Below are 20,056 nucleotides of genomic sequence, written 5' to 3' on the forward strand. Positions count from 1 at the left end.
CTCCTTAAGTGAGAAAGAGTAACCGGTTTCAGTTTTGCGGTTTGCTCTAGCTTACCTGACATCCGTCACATAACAACCCAGCATGGGCAGGAAATCCTTGCGGTTTTATCGAACGGTTATCCGTTGTACCATTCAGCTAATTTCCTTGCCTACAACCATGAGATCGCTATGAGCTACCGTGTTATTGCCCTTGATTTAGACGGCACCCTGCTGGACAACCAGAAACGCATCTTGCCACGGTCGCTGGCTGCTTTGGCGGAAGCCCGCGCCGCTGGCATCCAAGTGGTAATCGTTACCGGCCGCCACCACGTTGCCATTCATCCTTTCTATCAGGCACTGCAAATCAATACCCCTGCCATCTGTTGCAACGGCACCTATCTGTACGATTTCCAGCAGAAAAAGGTGCTGGCCGCCGATCCGCTAGCCAAAGATCAGGCCAAGCTGGTGTTACAGATGCTCAAACAGAGCAACATTCACGGCCTGATGTATGTGGATGATGCCATGCTGTATCAGGAAACCAGCGGCCATGTGACGCGTTCGCTGGCGTGGGCGGATACCTTGCCGCAGGCCCAGCGCCCGACGCTGTTGCAGGTCGACAGCCTGGTTCAGGCAGCCGACGACGCGCAGGCGATCTGGAAGTTCGCTACCTCGCACAGCGATATCCCGGCATTGCGCAACTTTGCCGACACAGTGGAAAAAGAGCTGGGTCTGGCCTGCGAATGGTCATGGCACGATCAGGTGGATATCGCCAAAGGTGGCAACAGCAAGGGCAACCGCTTGCAGCAGTGGGTAGAATCGCAAGGTTTTACTATGGATCAGGTGGTGGCATTTGGTGATAACTATAACGACTTGAGCATGCTGGAAGCCGCTGGGCTGGGCGTCGCGATGGGGAACGCCGATGATGCGATCAAACAACGCGCCGATCTGGTGATCGCCGATCACCTGCAACCCGGCATCGCGGAAGTGATCCGCACGCGGGTGCTTGGACTGTGAGCTGCTTCCCTCTTCTCACCGAAGAGGGAAGATTCAGCGCCCTTCGCGGCTGATCGACACGCTCTTGATCTGCGCATACAGCCACAGCCCTGGCCTGATCAGCAATTCGTCACGCGCCCAGGGCGTGATGCGTGCCCACAGAACGTTTTCCCCCACCGCGAGCTTCACTTCCACCTGCCCATCAACATCCAGACACTCCACCACTTTTGCCGGCAGGATATTACGGATGCTGCTGTTGAGCGGCGGTTGCAGCACCAGCGAAACATCGGCGGCGTTAATGCGGATGCGTAATTGCGTGCCGACGGGCGCATCAATACCGCTCACCCACAAGCGTTGATCGTCCAGTGCCAAGGCGGTCATGGCGTAATGCTGGTGATGTTCAAGCACGCTGACGCGCAGCACGCTGCTCTGATCTTCGCGCTGTAACCAGGGGCGCAACGCGCTGCTGGCCCACACCTGTTCCAGCCCGCCAAATGCACGCACCTGGCCGTTATCCAGCACCATCACCTGTTCCGCCAGCCGCAGGATCTCATCCATACTGTGGCTGACGTAAAGGATCGGGATATTGACGTCCTGTGCCAACCGTTCCAGATAGGGCAACAGTTCACGCTTGCGCGGCAGATCGAGTGAGGCCAAGGGTTCATCCATCAGCAGCAGCTCCGGCGCGGTGAGCAAAGCCCGGCCGATTGCCACCCGCTGTTTTTCGCCACCAGAAAGGGTTAATGGCAAACGGTTAAGCAATGGCGCAATCCCCAGCAGTTCAACAATGCTGTCAAATTGGCTGCGCATACTGGCCGCCATACCGTATTGAAGGTTGCCGCGCACGCGATAGTGCGGGAACAGGCGCGCATCCTGAAAAACGTAGCCAACGCGGCGCTTTTCCGGCGGCAGGAAAATGCCGCTGGTAGTATCCACCAGCGTGCGGCCGTTGAGCACAATGCGGCCCTGTTGCAGACGCGTCAGGCCGCCGATGGCATTGATCAGGGTGGTTTTACCCGCACCGGAAAGGCCGAAGATCGCGGTAATGCCTTGCGCGGGCAGGTTAGCCTGCACATTGAGGTTGAGATCGCCAAGCTGCTGGGAGAAATCCAGTTCTAACATCTATAGCCCCATACGCTTGCGGCCCCAGCGGGCCAGCCATTCGGAAACCATCAGGGCAGCCAAAGCGAGCACGATAGCAATCACGCACAGGCGCGCAGCGGCAGCCTCCGCACCGGGCGTTTCTATCAGGGTATACATCGCCAATGGGATAGTGCGGGTTTCACCGGGAATATTGGAAACAAAGGTGATGGTTGCGCCAAATTCACCCAAAGAACGGGCGAACGCCAACACCACGCCAACGATAATACCGGGCAGCGAAAGCGGCAACGTGATGGTGAAAAACACCCGCCACGGATTCGCGCCCAACGTACGGGCTGCCTGTTCCAGGCGAGTATCTACCGCCTCCAGCGCTAATCGAATGGCGCGCACCATCAACGGAAAAGCCACCACCGCCGAAGCCAGCGCCGCACCGCGCCAGCTAAAACTGAAGCTGAAACCAAACCAGTCATACAGCCATTCGCCGATAAAACCGCGTCGGCCCATGGCGATCAGTAACAGATAACCCACCACCACCGGCGGCAGGACCAGCGGCAGGTGAATAATGCTGTCCAGTAAGGATTTACCGGGGAAATGGCAACGCACCAGGATCCAGGCCATCAGAATGCCCAGCGGCAAACTGCAGATCACCGCCAGGCTGGAGACTTTCAGGCTTAGCTCAACGGCCTGCCACTCATACTCGCTCAAGATCATTTATACCCTTATTACTTGAAATTGCAGGAGTGTTGGCTGCCTTCCCTCACCCCAGTCACTTACTTGAGTAAGCTCCTGGGGCTTCACTCAGTTGCCGCCTACCTGCAACTCCAAGTACTTGGGGTATACGCGTGGTAAATCCATAACGTTGGAAAATAACAGCCGCTTCCGGGCCTTGCAGATAGGTGTAGAAAGCGCTGACGCTTGGGTTTTGGCGATCCTTGACTATCGCCATCGGGTATTCAACCGGCTTATGGCTGCTTGCAGGGAATAGGCCAACCACTTTCACTTTATCACTGGCAACGGCATCGGAACCATAAACAATCCCTAATGGCGCTTCTTCACGTTCCACCAGCGCCATGGCGCTACGCACGTTGTTGGCACGCGCCAGTTTTGGCTCCAGCACGGCCCAAGCCCCCAGGTTCTGCAACGCTTCCTTGGCGTAAAGCCCGGCCGGGACGTGATCCGGATCGCCCACCGCCAAACGGCCACCGTTGAGTAACTTGGCCCAATCGGTGGTTTTGCTGATATCGATTTTGCTCTGTTTGGCCGATTTGGCGGCGATCAGCACCAGTTCGTTGCCCAACAGGGTATAGCGGGTATCTTTCACCATCTGCTGTTTATCTATAACGTAATCCATCCACTGCTGATCGGCAGAGATAAACAGATCCGCCGGAGCCCCTTGCTCAATCTGGCGTGCCAAGGTGGATGAAGAAGCAAAAGAGGAGACGACCGGCACACCTTTGCTTTGCTGATATTGGGTGGCGATCTCCTGCACCGCGTTAGTCAGCGAAGCGGCGGCAAAAACGGTAATTTTTTCTGCCGCCGTTGCCTGTGCCACCAAACCAGAAGCCAATGCCATACCGCCAATCCACTTGGACCATTGTTGTTTCATTACTTTCTCCGGGAATGACTCTCGTTATATAAAAAATAATATAACGCAATACGGAACCTTGTCATGCGGTTTATCGGCAAAGCGAGAGATAGCTTGAGAAACACCCGCCGAAAGACCCAGCGGGCGTCAGAGATGGGGATTAGCTGCGTTTTTCTTTTGAATGGCCGATTTTGGAGAAGACGTTAAACACTTCTGCCAGAGCATAGATCAGGCCAAGGATAACGGCCATCACGATGGGTACCATGACCACGGCAAACAACAGACTTTTCAATAATTCCAACATAGTAGCCTCACTGTACTGCTTATTTAAACGGCTGCGCAGGTTTCACTGTAAACCAAAAAGCATGCAAAAACCCCGTTATTTTAAAGACTGAGAGAAATTTAGCACCTGCGAAACGTGCTCATTTGGTGCTTTCGGCCAAATCGGCGACAATAACCTTTTAGCCGCCGATGGAACCTATCATGCAGGCCGAGATCCTCCTCACCTTAAAACTCCAGCAGAAACTGTTCGCCGATCCGCGCCGCATTGCGCTGCTTAAACAGGTTGAGCATACCGGTTCGATCAGCCAAGGGGCTAAACTGGCAGGCATCAGCTATAAAAGCGCTTGGGATGCCATCAATGAAATGAATCAGTTGGCGGAACAGACGGTGGTGGAACGTGCGACCGGCGGTAAAGGCGGCGGCGGTGCGCAGGTGACCCATTACGGCCAGCGGCTGATCCAGCTTTACGATCTACTGGGCCAGATCCAGCAAAAAGCCTTTGACGTGCTGCAACAGGACAACCTGCCGCTCGACAGCCTGCTGGCGGCGATCGCCCGTTTCTCATTGCAAACCAGCGCCCGCAATCAGTTCTTCGGTACCGTGATTGAGCGCGATCACCAGCAGGTGCAGCAACATATCAGCCTACTGCTGGCCGATGGCCATACCCGCCTGACCGCCGCCGTCACCCAGCAAAGTGCCGATCGGCTGCTCCTGGCCCCTGGGAAAGAGGTACTGGCGCTGATTAAAGCCCCTTGGGTCAAACTCAACACCGATCCGGCGCTGAACGGGCTGGCCGACAATGCGCTGGAAGGCACGGTGGCCAGCATTCAGCCTGGCAGCGAACACAGCGAGGTGCTGGTAACGCTGAAAGGAGGCGAAACCCTGTGCGCTACCGTCGCTAATCAAGAATTGGCACAGCTAAAGCTGAGCGCTGGCTCGGCGGTACACGCCTTATTCAATGCCGATCGGGTGATTGTTGCCACGTTGTGTTAAGCGCAACATGATGTTGCAGTATTGTCGATTGACATCTTTTCCCCATGCGCCTATTTCTATACCCAAAATAATTCGAGTTGCAGGAAGGCGGCAACGCAGAGAATCCCCAGGAGCTTACTCAAGTAAGTGACTGGGGTGAGCGAGGAAAGCCAACGCACATGCAACTTGAAGTATGAAGGGTATAAAGCAAATAATTGCAGAACAGGGAATAAATGATGTCGCTGTTGCACATTTCGCAAGGTTCATTTCGTTTAAGCGATACTCGCACGTTGCAGCTCGATCAACTGGAGATTAAATCCGGCGACAGTTGGGCGTTTGTCGGCGCCAATGGCAGCGGTAAATCGGCTCTGGCGCGCGCGTTGGCGGATGAATTGATATTACTGCAAGGCGAACGTCACAGCGATTTTCACCGCGTGATACGGATTTCGTTCGAGCAATTGCAAAAGCTGGTCAGCGATGAATGGCAACGCAACAATACCGACCTGCTCAGCCCCGACGAAGACGATACCGGCCGTACCACCGCAGAAATCATTCAGGAAGAAGTGCAGGATCCGGCACGTTGCCAGCAATTAGCCGCACAGTTTTGCATTACTCCCCTGCTTTCACGCCGTTTCAAGTATCTGTCCACCGGCGAAACGCGTAAAACGCTGCTGTGCCAAGCCCTGATGCCGCAGCCGGACTTGTTGATCCTCGATGAACCCTTCGATGGCCTGGACGTCAACTCACGGGCTCAACTCGCTACGCTGTTGGGAACACTTGCACAGCAAGGCTATACGCTAGTGCTGGTGCTCAACCGTTTTGATGAGATCCCGGATTTTATTCAGCAGGTCGGCGTTTTGGCAGACTGTACCCTAACCAGCCAGGGGCCGCGTGAGCAAGTGATGGCCGACGCGCTGGTCGCTCAGTTGGCACACAGCGAGAATCTCAGCGGCCTGATGCTGCCAGAAACCGAGGATCCGACGCAGAAAACCACGCTGCCAGCCGACCAACCGTTGATCGTGCTGCGCGATGGCGTGGTGAGCTATAACGATCGCCCGATCCTCAACCAGCTCAGTTGGCAGGTGAATCCCGGCGAGCACTGGCAGATCGTCGGCCCGAACGGTGCGGGTAAATCCACGCTGCTAAGCCTGATTACCGGCGATCATCCACAGGGCTACAGCAACGATCTGACGCTGTTCGGCCGCCGACGCGGCAGCGGTGAAACCATCTGGGACATCAAGCGCCATATCGGTTACGTCAGCAGCAGCCTGCATCTGGATTATCGCATCAGTTCCAGCGTGCGTAACGTAATCCTGTCAGGCTTTTTCGATTCGATCGGTATCTATCAGGCGGTTTCCGATCGCCAGCAAAAGCTGACCACCCAATGGCTGAGTCTGCTCGGGCTTGGCGGGGCGCAAGGTGATGCACCATTCCATAGCCTTTCCTGGGGTCAACAGCGGTTGGCGCTGATCGCTCGCGCGCTGGTTAAGCACCCGGCGCTACTGATCCTTGATGAGCCCTTACAGGGGCTGGATCCGCTGAACCGCCAACTGGTGCGGCGCTTTATCGATGTGCTGATTCAGCAAGGTGCTACCCAACTGCTGTTTGTTTCGCACCACGCCGAAGATGCGCCGCAATGCATCACCCACCGCCTGACGTTTGTTGCTGAAGGTGACGGTTATCGCTATCAGTACGATACGCTGGCATAAACTTCCTACGGATGAGGGGCTAGCCCCTCATCCGATGACATATTCGGCAACACTTCCCCGCAGCACATCACACTTAGCCTTTTATCATAAAGGTATGCAGAGTGATTTTCTGGAGAGGATATGTCCGCCGCACTGATTATTATTGACCTGATTGAAGACTTGGCCGGCCCGAAAGGGCGGGCCAATCACTGCCGTGAACAGTTGGTAACGCAGGATATTATCGCCCACACCAATGCGGCTGCCGCTTACGCACGGGTACGCAAAATTCCGGTTATCTGGGTGCGGGTCGGTTTTGCCGATGACTATCACGATATTCCGCCCCATTCACCGTTGTTCAACCACCTGAAACACATCGGCGCGCTGCGTTTAAGCAACGGGGGTTGCCACTGGCTGAAAGGGCTGGAGGTAAAACCAGAGGATTTGCAGTTCGAAAAAAAAGCAACTTCGGCCTTTGCCGGTAACAATTTGTTAGCGTGGTTACAGCAACACCGCTGCCATCATTTGTTGCTGGGCGGCATCAGTACGTCACTGGCGATCGAAAGCACCGCGCGGCAAGCGCACGATAATGGTTTCCAGGTCACGGTATTACAAGATCTCTGCACGGCACCAACGGAAGATATTCACCAACAAAGCCTGGAGACGTTGCAAAACCTCGGCAGAGTCATACGTTCGCAAGCCTGGATGCAGGGCTGAATGCCGGTTTGCTCCTGCTACCATTGACAAGCAAGAGGGGGTAACGCCTCGATTTAATAGCAGTTTTCATCGCTGTCCTAGCCATTACATTAATTTCCCTGTGCTACTATCCCGCTTAGCACTCATTTCACAAGTCACTAACACGCCGAACCTTCGGCATTGGGTGTGGTGTTTCTAGATAAAGGGATAGCAACTATGTGGGGCGTACTTTCGGCTTCATTGTTTTTTTTACCGTTTAATCGGCTGCTTGCCTGGGCCGTTTTGGCCGCCGCTGTGGGGATGGGGATCTACCATCACATTCTCACGCCGCTCAGCCTGGCTTGCCTGGCACCGATCGCCCTTGCGGTCTGGCTGCATCACCAATACCGCGAGCAGCGCGCTGTCGCACTCATTCTGGAAATCTTTCTGGTTGCCTGTTCTCTGGCGCTGTTTTCTCACCTGATACCGGGCTTCAACAACCCGTTAATGGTCGTCCAGGAAAAAGTCGGGCCACTGAGTGCGCCCTATTCTCTGTATTACAACTTCGACAAAGCGTTAGTGCCCTTCCTGCTGTTTGCCTGCCTGCCGACGCTGTTTAATGCTGGCAAGGCCGACAAACAGGTCGGTGTCAGCGCCTGGGTAATTCTGGTGTTGGCGGTTCCAGCACTGTTGCTGCTGGCCGTCGCGCTCGGCGGCCTGAGGATTGAGCTGCATATGCCTCCGTGGATCCTGGCATTCATGATGGCCAATCTATTTTTTGTTTCTCTGGCCGAAGAAGCGCTATTCCGTGGCTATTTGCAGCAACGCATACGCCAGTGGATCGGCGCTTATCCGGCGCTAATTATCACTGCCCTGCTGTTTGGTGCCGCGCACTTTGCCGGTGGAATGCTAATGGTGGCATTCGCTACGCTGGCCGGGGTGATTTATGGTCTGGCCTGGATGTGGAGCGGCCGCCTGTGGGTGCCGATTATTTTCCATTTTGGTCTTAATCTGACCCATCTGCTGTTTTTCACCTATCCTTTGTATCAGCATCCATAGCCTTGCTGTTCGGCAGGTTTTCCCTGCCGAACAAAAATATGAAAACGTTACCACTCACTCTCTCTTCTTCGTCTTCAATCTGCTGCTAATCCGCTTGTTATTGAGATCCCCAGCCAATGTAAACGATTCCATTATTGGCGATAGATCACCTTTTTCTCTCCACGAGCATGTTATCTTTTCCCCCATTATTTTTTGCAATGCGTTGAGTCACGCTCGGTCACGCAAACAGTGAAAGCGATTACATAACACCGCACAGGTAGATGAAGGAAGCGCTATGCCCGATTTTAACCCCATCGATCACCCACATCGCCGTTTTAACCCGCTCACGGGCCAGTGGGTATTGGTTTCTCCGCACCGGGCAAAGCGCCCATGGCAAGGCCAGCAAGAAGCACCCGCGCAGGAAATGCTGCCCGCGCACGATCCCGACTGCTTTCTGTGCCCCGGTAATCAACGCGTTACCGGCGATAAAAACCCTGACTATCCAGGTACCTACGTTTTCACCAATGATTTTGCCGCGCTGATGCCCGATACACCGCTGGCACCAGAAAACCCCGATCCGTTGATGCGCTGCCAAAGCGCACGCGGTGTCAGCCGGGTGATCTGTTTCTCGCCCGATCACAGTAAAACGCTGCCGCAGCTCTCATTACCGGCGCTGGAACAGGTGATCGCCACCTGGCAGGCACAAACCGCCGACCTGGGTCGCACTTATCCCTGGATACAGGTATTTGAAAATAAAGGGTCGGCGATGGGTTGCTCAAACCCCCATCCGCACGGTCAGGTATGGGCCAACAGCTTCCTGCCCAACGAGGCCGAACGGGAAGATCGCCTGCAACAGGACTATTTCCTCCAGCACCATTCCCCCTTGTTGGTGGATTACGCACAGCGTGAACTGGCAGATGGCAGCCGAACCGTGGTGGAGACTGAGCACTGGCTGGCGGTGGTGCCTTACTGGGCAGCGTGGCCGTTCGAAACCCTGCTGTTACCGAAGGCGGCGGTGCAACGCCTCACCGATCTCACGCCAGCTCAGAGCAGCGATCTGGCAATCGCCCTGAAGAAGCTCACCAGCCGTTACGACAATCTGTTCCAGTGCTCTTTCCCCTATTCGATGGGCTGGCACGGCGCGCCATTCAACGCCGCCGATAATCGCCATTGGCAGCTGCATGCCCATTTCTATCCACCGCTGCTGCGTTCCGCCTCGGTACGCAAATTTATGGTGGGCTACGAAATGCTGGCGGAAACCCAGCGCGATCTCACCGCAGAACAGGCCGCAGAACGTCTGCGTGCCGTCAGTGATATCCATTACTGTGAAGCCGGAGTGAAATAATGAGCCTCAAAAACCATACCCAAGCCCTCTTTACTCAACACTTTGGCTATGCACCTACCCTCACCATTCAGGCTCCGGGCCGGGTCAACCTGATTGGCGAACACACCGATTACAACGACGGTTTTGTGCTGCCCTGTGCCATTGATTACCAAACGGTAATTAGCTGTGCCCCGCGTAACGATCGCCAGATCCGCGTGTTGGCAGCCGACTATGACAATCAGCAGGATCTGTTTTCGCTCGATGCGCCTATCGTCAGCCACCCAGAGCTACGCTGGGCCGACTACGTGCGCGGGGTGGTAAAACATCTGCAACTGCGCAATGCAAATTTTGGCGGCGCCGATCTAGTGATCAGCGGTAATGTGCCGCAAGGGGCCGGGCTCAGTTCTTCGGCCTCATTAGAAGTGGCCGTTGGTCAGGCAATACAAGCCCTTTATCAATTGCCGCTCGACGGTGTGGCCCTGGCGTTGAATGGCCAGGAAGCCGAGAACCAGTTTGTCGGCTGTAACTGCGGCATTATGGATCAGTTGATATCGGCGCTGGGTAAACAGGATCATGCGCTGCTGATCGATTGCCGTTCGCTGGAAACGCGTGCGGTGCCGATGCCGAAAAACGTGGCGGTGGTGATCATCAACTCCAATGTGAAACGGGGATTGGTCGACAGCGAATACAATACCCGCCGCAAGCAGTGTGAAGAAGCGGCACGCTTCTTTGGCGTTAAAGCGCTGCGTGATGTCAGCCCGGAGCTGTTCTTCCCGATCCAGCACGAACTGGATCCTATCGTCGCCAAGCGGGCGCGCCATGTGATCAGCGAGAATGAACGCACACTGGCCGCTGCCGATGCGCTGGCAGCAGGCGATCTCAAACTGATGGGGAAACTGATGGCTGAATCACACGCTTCCATGCGTGATGACTTCGAAATTACCGTTCCCCCGATCGATACGTTGGTTGAGATCGTTAAAACAACCATTGGCGATCGCGGTGGCGTACGCATGACCGGCGGCGGTTTCGGTGGCTGTATCGTGGCGCTGATGCCGCTGGATTTGGTAGAGCCGGTACGCGCAGCGGTAGCTCGGGAATATCCTTTGCAGACCAATGGCTTGCAGGAAACTTTCTACGTCTGTAAAGCATCGCAAGGAGCGGGCCCATGCTGACAGATTCATCCTCAATCGCCCCCGATGGCCAGCCGTTTATTCTCACCACCCTGCGTAATGCCGGGGGAATGACGGTCACGCTGATGGACTGGGGCGCAACCTGGCTTTCCGCCGTGCTGCCGCTCAAATCGGGTGAAAAACGTGAGTTGCTGCTGGGCTGCAAGACACCGGCGGATTATCTGCATCAACGTGCCTATCTGGGTGCAACCGTCGGGCGCTATGCCAACCGCATCGCTTATGCCAGCTTGCTGATCGACGGCAAACCGCATCCACTGGTGGCTAATCAGGGGGAGCACCAGTTGCACGGTGGACCGGAGGGTTTCCACGCCCGCCGCTGGCAGATCGCTGCACAAAATGAGCAACAGGTGGTGTATCAGTTGTATTCCGCAGATGGCGATCAGGGCTTCCCTGGCAATCTGTACGTTACGCTGACCTATCGGCTGACCAACGATAACCGGCTGGAGATTGGCTATCAGGCTCAGGTTGACCGCGCCTGCCCGGTCAACCTGACCAATCATGCCTACTTCAATCTGGACGGAGCGGGCCACGATGCGCGCCAGCAGCGGTTACAATTGTTTGCCGATCGCTATCTGCCGGTAGACAGTGAAGGTATCCCCAGTGCCGATTTGACCGAAGTTGCAGGCACCGGGATGGATTTTCGCCAGCCGAAAACGCTATTGCAGGATTTTCTGCGCGATCGCGATCAGCAGCGGGTCAAAGGCTATGACCATGCCTACTTGCTGTACCGCACCTGTAGCGCGCTGGAAAACCCGGCGGCACGTCTGTGGTCGGCCGACGGCAAAGTCGAGCTGACGGTGTTTACCAGTGCGCCAGCGCTGCAACTGTACAGCGGCAATTATCTGGCTGGCACACCAGCGCGTGATGGCGGTACTTACGCCAGCTATGCTGGTGTGGCCTTGGAAAGCGAGTTCTTGCCCGATAGCCCAAATCACCCAGAATGGCCGCAGCCGAGCTGTTGGCTGCAACCAGGCCAGCGTTATCAGAGCGCCACGCATTATCAGTTTAATCCTATTTGACGCGCCACGCCCCTCGCCACGCGGCAAGGGGCGGTATCGTTATCGTATCGCCCTTCTATCCCGTCGGTAGTACCCTTTCCTTATTCCAAAGCCAGGACTAGAATCAGACAGCGGTGATAAGCACAACATATTGTGCTTAGTCACAATTTTCGGCCATCCAGGCCGGGTCAATAGCTGAAGGAACACCTATGCGTCTGATTACTGCACTTCCATTACTGGCAGGTTTAATGCTGAGCACCAATCTGATGGCTGCCGATACCGCAGCAAAAACGCCTTCACCGGCGCAGGCTGCCCAGCAGAAACGCATGACCGATTGTAATCAACAGGCCTCCAGCCAATCGCTGAAAGGTTCTGACCGTACCACCTTCATGAGCAGTTGCCTGAAGTCCGAAGGACACAAAACAGAAAAAGCCCTCACCCCTCAGCAGCAGAAAATGAAAAACTGCAACGCTGAAGCCTCGCAAAAGAGCCTGAAAAGCGATGAGCGTAAAGCCTTTATGAGCAACTGCCTGAAAAAATCAGCCTAACAGCATTAACTCTTCGGCGTGTTTGCATTGAGCGCACTCACGCCGTTGCCTCTTCCCCCCACTTTCCCTGCTTTCTTCCTATGCCTTGTGGCAAGAAATTGACTATGGTTAAACCAGATACCCAATAGCGCAATAGCCGGGTATATCGATTGCCGAGCCACCGGCCGCAGTAATATAATGATTCGCGTTATCATTCAACTATCAGATTATTGAGGAGTTAAGCTATGGCTGTAACCAAGCTGGTTCTGGTGCGTCACGGCGAAAGCCAGTGGAACAATGAAAACCGCTTCACCGGTTGGTATGATGTCGATCTGTCCGACAAAGGCCGCAGCGAGGCGAAAGCAGCAGGTAAACTGCTGAAAGATGAAGGTTTCGCTTTCGATTTCGCTTATACCTCCGTGTTGAAGCGCGCTATCCATACTCTGTGGAACATTCTGGATGAACTCGACCAGGCTTGGCTGCCGACCGAAAAATCCTGGAAGCTGAACGAACGCCATTACGGCGCGTTGCAAGGCCTGAACAAATCTGAAACCGCTGAAAAATATGGCGATGAGCAGGTTAAACAATGGCGTCGTGGTTTTGCCGTGACGCCGCCAGAGTTGAGCAAAGATGACGAGCGCTACCCTGGCCACGATCCGCGCTATGCGCAACTGACCGATAAAGAACTGCCAACCACCGAGAGCCTGGCGCTGACTATCGATCGCGTGATCCCTTACTGGGACACAGAAATCCTGCCGCGCATCAAAAGCGGTGAGCGTGTGATCGTGGCGGCACACGGCAACTCGCTGCGTGCTCTGGTGAAATACCTGGATAACCTGAGCGAAGATGAAATCCTTGAGCTGAACATCCCAACCGGCGTGCCGCTGGTGTATGAGTTCGACGAGAATTTCAAACCGGTTAAACGTTACTATCTGGGTAATGCCGACGAGATCGCCGCCAAAGCGGCGGCGGTAGCCAACCAGGGCAAAGCGAAGTAATTTTTCGCCGCTGCAAAAAAGCCCCCGGTTTTTTGTCCGGGGGTTTGTACTATTATCTACTGAGCTTTTATTCTAGCCGCTTCGATGGCCGCCAATCTGGCCTGCATGTCAGGATGTGTACTTAGCCATTCCGGCATCACCAGCGAAGTAGCCGCTTTGCCCTCTGTAGCTTGCTGCAAACCACGGTAGATATCTTCCATAGCCAACAGCGAACGCCGTTGCCGCTGCATTTCCGCTATTGCCCAATCGTCTGCTTCGCGCTCCATAGTGCGGGAAAATTGCATCTCATGCATAAATGAAGCCGATTGCAGTAACGTATCACCAACGCCGCTGACGTCTCCGGTCATCCACATAAATGTCAGTGTCATTAGCGAGGAACGCACCACCATCCGCATAGGATGCCGGTAAGCATGATGACCCATTTCATGCAACATCACGGCGGCGAGAGCATCATCATGACTGGCCAGCTTTACCAAGTCATCGCTGATCACCAAAGTGCCATCAGGCAGCATAAACGCGTTAGCCCCCATTGGTGATGCCATCAGCTTTACATTAAGCGGGGTGCGTTCGTGCTGCATTTGCGTTGGCATCACCTGCAAAAACAGTTTCTGAACCGCCTGCTGTTTCTCTACGGGCAATCGCGAAGGCTTGAAACCACTTTGCTGTAGAAACTCAAGCGAATGCTTGCCCAATCGTTGCTCTGCCGCTGTAGGAATGGATAAGGCGATCTCACTGCTCACCCAAGGAAGAACCAGATAAAGATATGATAAGGTGCACAAGATGCTTAACAGCAGCGTCAGCACCACACCTCGCTTGTAACGCTCCAACCGGTGTATCAAGCCAGGTGAACGACGTTGATAAAACCACTGGCGAAATAGTGCATCATCGGTGGGCACGAAGCGCCCACCGTCGGGAAACGTCAAGGTCAACGGGATACTCCCCAATGATGCCGAAACGCTGACCTGGAGCAGAGAGAAATAACGCCACTCCTCATCGGATTGCAACGTTACCCCTTCCCCCGCGTCATTGAGCACTAGCCGAGCTGCTTCGCGTGCAGCTCGGCCAGGATATTGGTAGTACCCCTCAAGGATCATTGACCGTTACTCAAAAACTGGCATCCAGATCGAGTACCTGCACAGCTTCTTCAGCGATGGCATTATTGGCTGTCTCATGGTGAGCCTGTACTGATAACAACGACAGATCACCTTCAACCTGAGTAGACTGCGCCAGATAACGAGCATGACGCACTTCAGCCACCGGGGCTGCAAAGCCCAGCGAAAACAGAGTGATAAGGCTGTTGGTAATCAGTAGCCCCATATACGACATCGTCTGCATCGATGAATGCAGTTTAACTTCACCTTGCAGGCCGGTTTGGTTAAACAGGTAATTACGCTGGGCCACCACATTATAGCTACTGGATACCAGCGTACCCATCAGCAACACCACTAGCATCAGGAGCAGGTGAATAGCATTACGCTCCAGCAGTATGGCAGCCATTTCATCAGACATGCCCCCCGTCAACGCAAGCTGGAATAAGCTAACAAAGAACGATCCTGCCAACAGCAAAGCGACGATAAAGAATGGGATGAATATCAGTAGGCTGAACAGTGAGAATTTAATAAATGCGGCTTTCTTGAGTTCGGCAATAAACGGCAGGCTGCCAAAACGCAGGCGATTAACATACAGATCGTTTTGCAGAGTGGCAACAATACCTTTGATCACCGCAAACATCGGTATCAAAATAACGGCCGACACAATCCCCAGCGTCGCAGCGCCGCTTGTACTCTCCGCATAACTGCCAATGATACCCAGCACGATGATAGCAATGTATAAACCAACGATGAGCAACATCGGACAGAACAGCAAAACCCAATAGGCTCGTCCAATCTGACACTGATAATTAAAACGGACACCGCGATAACTGGACATAATCGCGTTATAACGCCAACTGCGGATAATAATCCACGGGGTTAGTGCTAAAAATGCCAGTATAACCAGCAGAGCTGCATTTGGAGCCAAAAACAGCAGGATATAAAACAGGATTATGCCAGCAATAACCAATAAGCGTCCCTTAAGGATTTGCATCGGTTGTGCGTGATAATCAAAGCGATCGCCATTCAATTCGGTATTACCATAAAAATAACGGCGGCGACGTACAGTAGCCCAGGCAGAGTAGATCCCTAATGTAATTGCAGTCAGCAATAGATTAACCAGCCAGATTGAGAAATACTCCCCTCCTTTGCCATGAAAAAGCATCTGATGCCGAATATTATTTTGTGAGCTGTTATTTTCCATAAACCTTTCGTCCTGAAAGTAATATCATTCGCCATTATTTCTTTGTATTTAATAAAGCAGAATACGGCAGTAGTAAAAAGCTCGCCATCATAATCATAGCAGCTCAAAATCGCAATTAATGTTTTCGCTTGCTATGCTAACAGAATGATAAATAATATTTTACTGATAAAAAGATTGGTGTAAGTGCGATAAAAGCACCCCTCTCATCTTGATGGATAAGAATTCTTTCACCTTTCTATTTTAATAAACCGTTCTCAATTAGGGATGGGAATAAGTAAAATACGCGGCATCTGAATGCTGGCCCTGCCATAACAGGGCCAGACAAAAAATGACAATCAGCCGCGACGTGCCTTCACCGCTGCGGCCAGTTCACGCAGGACGGTTTCGGTATCTTGCCAACCAATGCAAGCATCGGTAACGCTCTTGCCGTAAACCAGCGGTTCGCCGCTTTCCAGGTTCTGATTCCCTTCCACCAAGTGGCTTTCGATCATCACGCCGATAATAGCCTTTTCACCGCCACGGAGCTGTTTGCAAACGTCTGCACTGACCTCCATCTGTTTCTTAAACTGTTTACTGCTGTTGGCGTGGCTGAAATCGATCATCACCAGCGCTGGCAGGCCCGCTTTCGCCAGCCCTTCTTTCACTTCTTTGACATGTGCAGCGCTGTAGTTTGGTTCTTTGCCACCACGCAGGATGATATGGCAATCGCCGTTACCACCGGTATTCACAATCGCCGAATGGCCCCATTTGGTGACAGACAGGAAGCAGTGTGGCGCACCAGCGGCGTTGATCGCGTCAATTGCCACTTTGATGGTGCCGTCGGTACCATTCTTGAACCCTACCGGGCAAGACAGGCCGGAAGCCAGTTCGCGGTGCACCTGGGATTCTGTGGTACGCGCACCGATAGCGCCCCAGCTCATCAGATCCGCCAGATATTGCGGGGTGATCATATCAAGGAACTCACCCGCCGCAGGCAAGCCGCTGTCGTTGATGTCCAGCAGCAGTTTACGTGCCAAACGCAGGCCGTCGTTGATCTGGAAGCTGTTGTCCATCTGCGGATCGTTGATCAACCCTTTCCAGCCAATGGTGGTACGCGGTTTTTCGAAGTAAACACGCATCACCACTTCCAATTCACCGCTCAGTTCCTGCCGCAGTTTCAGCAGACGGGCCGCATACTCTTTTGCCGCTTTGGTATCGTGAATCGAGCAAGGGCCGATCACCACCAGCAGACGATCGTCATTGCCACGAAGGATTTTGTGAATCGCATTGCGCGCCTGCGACACCGTCTCCGCTGCCTGTTCGCTGGCCGGAAACTTCTCCAGCAGGGCCACAGGTGGCAGGAGCTCCTTAATTTCTTTAATGCGTAAATCGTCGTTTTGGTAATTCATAACTTTTCCATTCGGTATCGAGAGGTGTATTTCGCAGCATTCAGCATGAGATCCCAACAATCTAGCCTGTGAAACTGGCGCTGTAAATCACCTTTGGCGTGGCAAATGCGGCAAATGGGGGCGATCGCCGTATTCTTCCTGTGAGAGGCGGTATGACGTTTCTGCTAAATGCAGCCAGTGGTGGATACCTGAATGCCGTTCATCGCCATAGCAAGCTTGCTGCTCAACCTGCTTGGCTTGTGGCGGCTGTATCGCTCCAGCTTGTGTGATTACCAGGTATTTTGAACTCAGAGGGCCAGCCTCTGAGTTCTCATTGCGGCATTATGCTGCGGAAGATAATGGCCGCGAATGATTCCGGGAAGCACTGCGGATCCACAACCAGGAGCCGTTGAGCGCAATCAGCGTCAGAATGACGTATTCCAGCGCCATCGCGTAAACCCCCTGGTAGGCAAAGATTGCCACGCTGATCACATCAATCACCACCCACAGTAACCAGTTTTCAACGTATTTACGCGTCATCAGGATCATCGCCGCAATCGACAACACCATCATCGTTGAATCCCAGAACGGGAAGGCGTCCGGCTGCAGTTCTGGCATCTGCACGCTAAGGCCAAGTGCCTGCATCACCGTTACCGCGATCTGCGTCAGATAAGCAAACACGCGATCGATATTAAAGGTCATCAAGGCAATGCCAACAATGCATAGCGCGCCCCACATCAGCGCCTTAGGTAACGACAGCCAGCGGATCTTCAGTTCAGCCTGGTTGTCCTGCGTCTGGCGGCTCCAGGCATACCAGCCGTAAATATTGGCCACGAAGAAAAACAGTTGCAACAGCAGGCTGGCATAAAGCTGGATCTGGAAAAAGATCACGGCAAACAGCGTCACATTAATCAAACCAAACAGGTAGTTGATGATTTTCTCTTTGCTGGCATACCAGATGCACAACAAGCCAAACAGCGTGCCGATGGCTTCAATCCATGACAGATCGTAACCCCCTGCGCCAAGCGGAATATGAACCAAAATATTGCTGGTACTGAAAAAACTCATCTCGCTATCCTTATCAAACGACTAATCGGCAATCAGGCATTCCCTTTCACCGGCATCTTCAACTGTGCGGCAAACGCCAGCATACGGTTGAGCGGGATCAGCGCTTTTTCACGCACTGCGCCATCAACAAAAATTTCATGCTGGACACCGCCCTGCTCCAACCCTTCGGCGATCGCTTTCAGGCCGTTCATCGCCATCCACGGGCAGTGAGCACAGCTACGACAGGTTGCCCCTTCACCAGCCGTCGGGGCCTCAAACAGTTCTTTGCCTGGGCAAGCCTGCTGCATCTTGTAGAAAATACCGCGATCGGTAGCGACAATCAGTTGCTGATTTGGCAAAGTTGTTGCCGCCTGAATCAGTTGGCTGGTAGAACCCACGGCATCGGCCAGATCGACAACCGCTTGGGGTGACTCCGGGTGCACCAATATTGCAGCCTCTGGGTAGAGTGCTTTCATGCGTATCAGCGCCTGGGTTTTAAACTCGTCATGAACGATACAGGCACCCTGCCAGCACAGCATATCTGCGCCGGTCTGCTTTTGTACATAGTGGCCAAGATGGCGGTCAGGTGCCCAGATGATTTTCTCACCTAAACTGTCGAGATGCTCTATCAGCTCAACCGCAATACTGGATGTTACCACCCAATCAGCACGCGCTTTTACGGCTGCCGAGGTGTTGGCATAAACCACAACGGTCCGATCCGGATGGCTATCGCAAAACGCGTTAAACTCCGCTTCTGGGCAACCGAGATCGAGCGAGCATTCGGCGTTCAGCGTCGGCATCAGTACCTGTTTTTCCGGGCTGAGGATCTTGGCGGTTTCCCCCATAAAACGCACCCCGGCGACCAACAGGGTTGAAGCCGGATGGTTGCTGCCAAAACGCGCCATCTCGAGTGAATCAGCCACACAGCCGCCGGTCTCTTCGGCCAGTGCCTGGATCTCGGGATCGGTATAGTAATGGGCTACCATTACCGCATCACGCTGTTTGAGCAAGGTTTTGATTTTCTGCCGATAGAAAGCCTTCTCGGCTACGTCCAACGGCACCGGCTTCGGCGGGAAGGGATACACCGCCGCGTTGACATCAAACATTTCACTCATCGCTGTCGTCTCTATGCTAGGCTGTTCGTCTGCTTATCAGGCAACATTTTGCCTTCCACAAACACCTTCGTTTTGTATACTAAACAAAATACCTAAAATTAAGTGAAAAGTCGCTGATGTTTTTAATTAAAAGCGATTTTTGTTTAATGGATTGAAATTTTTCGAGAGTAAAACACAATATTTAAGTCGATAAAACGGCAGTTAGGAGGAAGGGGCCTCACCTTTTGCATTGGTTACATGATTATGTGACTTTTTGCTTACCTGACCAGCATTAGGCTTGATGGTGAGGAAGACTTATTTGAGCACCGTGGAGTTCATACAGGATTGACTCGGCCTTCGGCCTCGCCCTACGGGCAACGCTGCGCGTTGTCGTCTCGCTTCGCTCGGCTCGAACCTGAACGCAGGTTCTCACCCGCACGACATCGTGCATTATGTAAGATCAGCGCTTGAGATTAGGTCAGATACATGTGCGAAAAAAGCGCCTAAAGGCGCTTTTTTCTGTATTTGGTGGGTCGTGCAGGATTCGAACCTGCGACCAATTGATTAAAAGTCAACTGCTCTACCAACTGAGCTAACGACCCGCAGAAGTGGTGGGTGATGACGGGCTCGAACCGCCGACCCCCTCCGTGTAAAGGAGATGCTCTACCAACTGAGCTAATCACCCACTGCTGTGGTTTACTACTGAATTTCTTTTTCGCTCGACTCGAACTTTTACGGTTCTCATCCTTTACGATTCCACTTTTTACCAACTCATTAAGAATTGGTGGGTCGTGCAGGATTACTCGGCTTCGCCTCGCCCTTCGGGCCATCGCTCGCGCGATGTTGTCTCGCTTCGCTCGGCTCGAACCTTTACGGTTCTCATCCTTTACGATTCCACTCTTTACC

18 protein-coding genes, 2 tRNA genes, 2 other RNA genes and 1 pseudogene are annotated in these 20,056 nt (G+C 53.6%); 10 read left to right on the forward strand and 13 right to left on the reverse strand.

Annotated elements, in window-relative coordinates; all coding sequences use genetic code 11:
- The first annotated feature begins 168 nt into the window (after window positions 1-168).
- Window positions 169-993, forward strand: coding sequence for a pyridoxal phosphatase (locus AC2A1E_RS14200; RefSeq protein ID WP_484384304.1), 825 nt, complete (start codon window positions 169-171; stop codon window positions 991-993).
- A 33-nt stretch (window positions 994-1,026) separates the two neighbouring features.
- Here the strand turns inward: AC2A1E_RS14200 and modC are convergent, their stop codons facing one another.
- From modC to AC2A1E_RS14220, 4 genes and pseudogenes are all read right to left on the reverse strand, one after another.
- Window positions 1,027-2,094 (reverse strand): molybdenum ABC transporter ATP-binding protein ModC, encoded by a 1,068-nt coding sequence (gene modC, locus AC2A1E_RS14205; protein ID WP_484384305.1) that lies wholly within the window; start codon window positions 2,092-2,094, stop codon window positions 1,027-1,029.
- Window positions 2,095-2,784, reverse strand: coding sequence for a molybdate ABC transporter permease subunit (gene modB / locus AC2A1E_RS14210; protein ID WP_484384306.1), 690 nt, complete (start codon window positions 2,782-2,784; stop codon window positions 2,095-2,097). It lies immediately after the preceding gene.
- 127 nt (window positions 2,785-2,911) lie between these two features.
- A pseudogene (gene modA / locus AC2A1E_RS14215) lies at window positions 2,912-3,679 on the reverse strand (molybdate ABC transporter substrate-binding protein); the annotation flags it as partial.
- Window positions 3,680-3,818: 139 nt separating this feature from the next.
- Entirely contained in the window at window positions 3,819-3,962 is a 144-nt protein-coding gene (locus tag AC2A1E_RS14220; RefSeq protein WP_459399389.1) for an AcrZ family multidrug efflux pump-associated protein, read from the reverse strand.
- A 179-nt stretch (window positions 3,963-4,141) separates the two neighbouring features.
- Here AC2A1E_RS14220 and modE point away from each other — a divergent pair, with 179 nt between their 5' ends.
- From modE to gpmA, 9 genes are all read left to right on the forward strand, one after another.
- Window positions 4,142-4,933, forward strand: a complete 792-nt coding sequence (gene modE / locus AC2A1E_RS14225) for a molybdenum-dependent transcriptional regulator (protein WP_484384307.1) — start codon at window positions 4,142-4,144, stop codon at window positions 4,931-4,933.
- Window positions 4,934-5,148: 215 nt separating this feature from the next.
- Entirely contained in the window at window positions 5,149-6,621 is a 1,473-nt protein-coding gene (gene modF / locus AC2A1E_RS14230) for a molybdate ABC transporter ATP-binding protein ModF (protein ID WP_484384329.1), read from the forward strand.
- Window positions 6,622-6,741: 120 nt separating this feature from the next.
- A complete protein-coding gene (locus AC2A1E_RS14235) occupies window positions 6,742-7,314 on the forward strand; it encodes a cysteine hydrolase family protein (protein WP_473190494.1) in 573 nt (190 codons plus the stop codon).
- Between the two features lie 195 nt (window positions 7,315-7,509).
- Window positions 7,510-8,331 carry a lysostaphin resistance A-like protein gene (locus AC2A1E_RS14240; RefSeq protein ID WP_484384308.1) on the forward strand — a complete coding sequence of 274 codons (822 nt, stop codon included), beginning with the start codon at window positions 7,510-7,512 and terminating at the stop codon, window positions 8,329-8,331.
- 274 nt (window positions 8,332-8,605) lie between these two features.
- Window positions 8,606-9,655 (forward strand): galactose-1-phosphate uridylyltransferase, encoded by a 1,050-nt coding sequence (gene galT / locus AC2A1E_RS14245; RefSeq protein ID WP_484384309.1) that lies wholly within the window; start codon window positions 8,606-8,608, stop codon window positions 9,653-9,655.
- Window positions 9,655-10,806: a galactokinase gene (galK, locus tag AC2A1E_RS14250; protein WP_484384310.1), complete on the forward strand. Its 1,152-nt coding sequence runs from the start codon at window positions 9,655-9,657 to the stop codon at window positions 10,804-10,806. Before galT ends, galK begins: the two co-directional genes overlap by 1 nt.
- Entirely contained in the window at window positions 10,800-11,843 is a 1,044-nt protein-coding gene (galM, locus tag AC2A1E_RS14255; protein WP_484384311.1) for a galactose-1-epimerase, read from the forward strand. Before galK ends, galM begins: the two co-directional genes overlap by 7 nt.
- Before the next feature lie 188 nt (window positions 11,844-12,031).
- A complete protein-coding gene (locus AC2A1E_RS14260; protein ID WP_473190490.1) occupies window positions 12,032-12,370 on the forward strand; it encodes a PsiF family protein in 339 nt (112 codons plus the stop codon).
- 224 nt (window positions 12,371-12,594) lie between these two features.
- Entirely contained in the window at window positions 12,595-13,347 is a 753-nt protein-coding gene (gene gpmA / locus AC2A1E_RS14265) for a 2,3-diphosphoglycerate-dependent phosphoglycerate mutase (RefSeq protein WP_484384312.1), read from the forward strand.
- A gap of 56 nt (window positions 13,348-13,403) precedes the next feature.
- Here the strand turns inward: gpmA and AC2A1E_RS14270 are convergent, their stop codons facing one another.
- From AC2A1E_RS14270 to AC2A1E_RS14310, 9 genes are all read right to left on the reverse strand, one after another.
- Window positions 13,404-14,441, reverse strand: a complete 1,038-nt coding sequence (locus AC2A1E_RS14270; RefSeq protein WP_484384313.1) for a M48 family metallopeptidase — start codon at window positions 14,439-14,441, stop codon at window positions 13,404-13,406.
- A 10-nt stretch (window positions 14,442-14,451) separates the two neighbouring features.
- Entirely contained in the window at window positions 14,452-15,642 is a 1,191-nt protein-coding gene (locus tag AC2A1E_RS14275; protein ID WP_484384314.1) for a YjgN family protein, read from the reverse strand.
- A 335-nt stretch (window positions 15,643-15,977) separates the two neighbouring features.
- A complete protein-coding gene (gene aroG, locus AC2A1E_RS14280; protein ID WP_484384315.1) occupies window positions 15,978-17,030 on the reverse strand; it encodes a 3-deoxy-7-phosphoheptulonate synthase AroG in 1,053 nt (350 codons plus the stop codon).
- A 321-nt stretch (window positions 17,031-17,351) separates the two neighbouring features.
- A complete protein-coding gene (gene pnuC / locus AC2A1E_RS14285; protein WP_459399399.1) occupies window positions 17,352-18,077 on the reverse strand; it encodes a nicotinamide riboside transporter PnuC in 726 nt (241 codons plus the stop codon).
- A 32-nt stretch (window positions 18,078-18,109) separates the two neighbouring features.
- Window positions 18,110-19,171, reverse strand: a complete 1,062-nt coding sequence (gene nadA, locus AC2A1E_RS14290) for a quinolinate synthase NadA (RefSeq protein WP_484384316.1) — start codon at window positions 19,169-19,171, stop codon at window positions 18,110-18,112.
- A 307-nt stretch (window positions 19,172-19,478) separates the two neighbouring features.
- Window positions 19,479-19,603: non-coding RNA, RtT sRNA (locus tag AC2A1E_RS14295), on the reverse strand.
- 73 nt (window positions 19,604-19,676) lie between these two features.
- A tRNA-Lys gene (locus AC2A1E_RS14300) sits at window positions 19,677-19,752 on the reverse strand.
- Between the two features lie 7 nt (window positions 19,753-19,759).
- Window positions 19,760-19,835: transfer RNA gene (locus AC2A1E_RS14305), tRNA-Val, on the reverse strand.
- A gap of 97 nt (window positions 19,836-19,932) precedes the next feature.
- Window positions 19,933-20,054, reverse strand: a non-coding RNA gene (locus tag AC2A1E_RS14310) — RtT sRNA.
- Window positions 20,055-20,056: the final 2 nt, after the last annotated feature.

The sequence above is a fragment of the Serratia sp. HNCC26DJ206 genome (assembly GCF_057180605.1).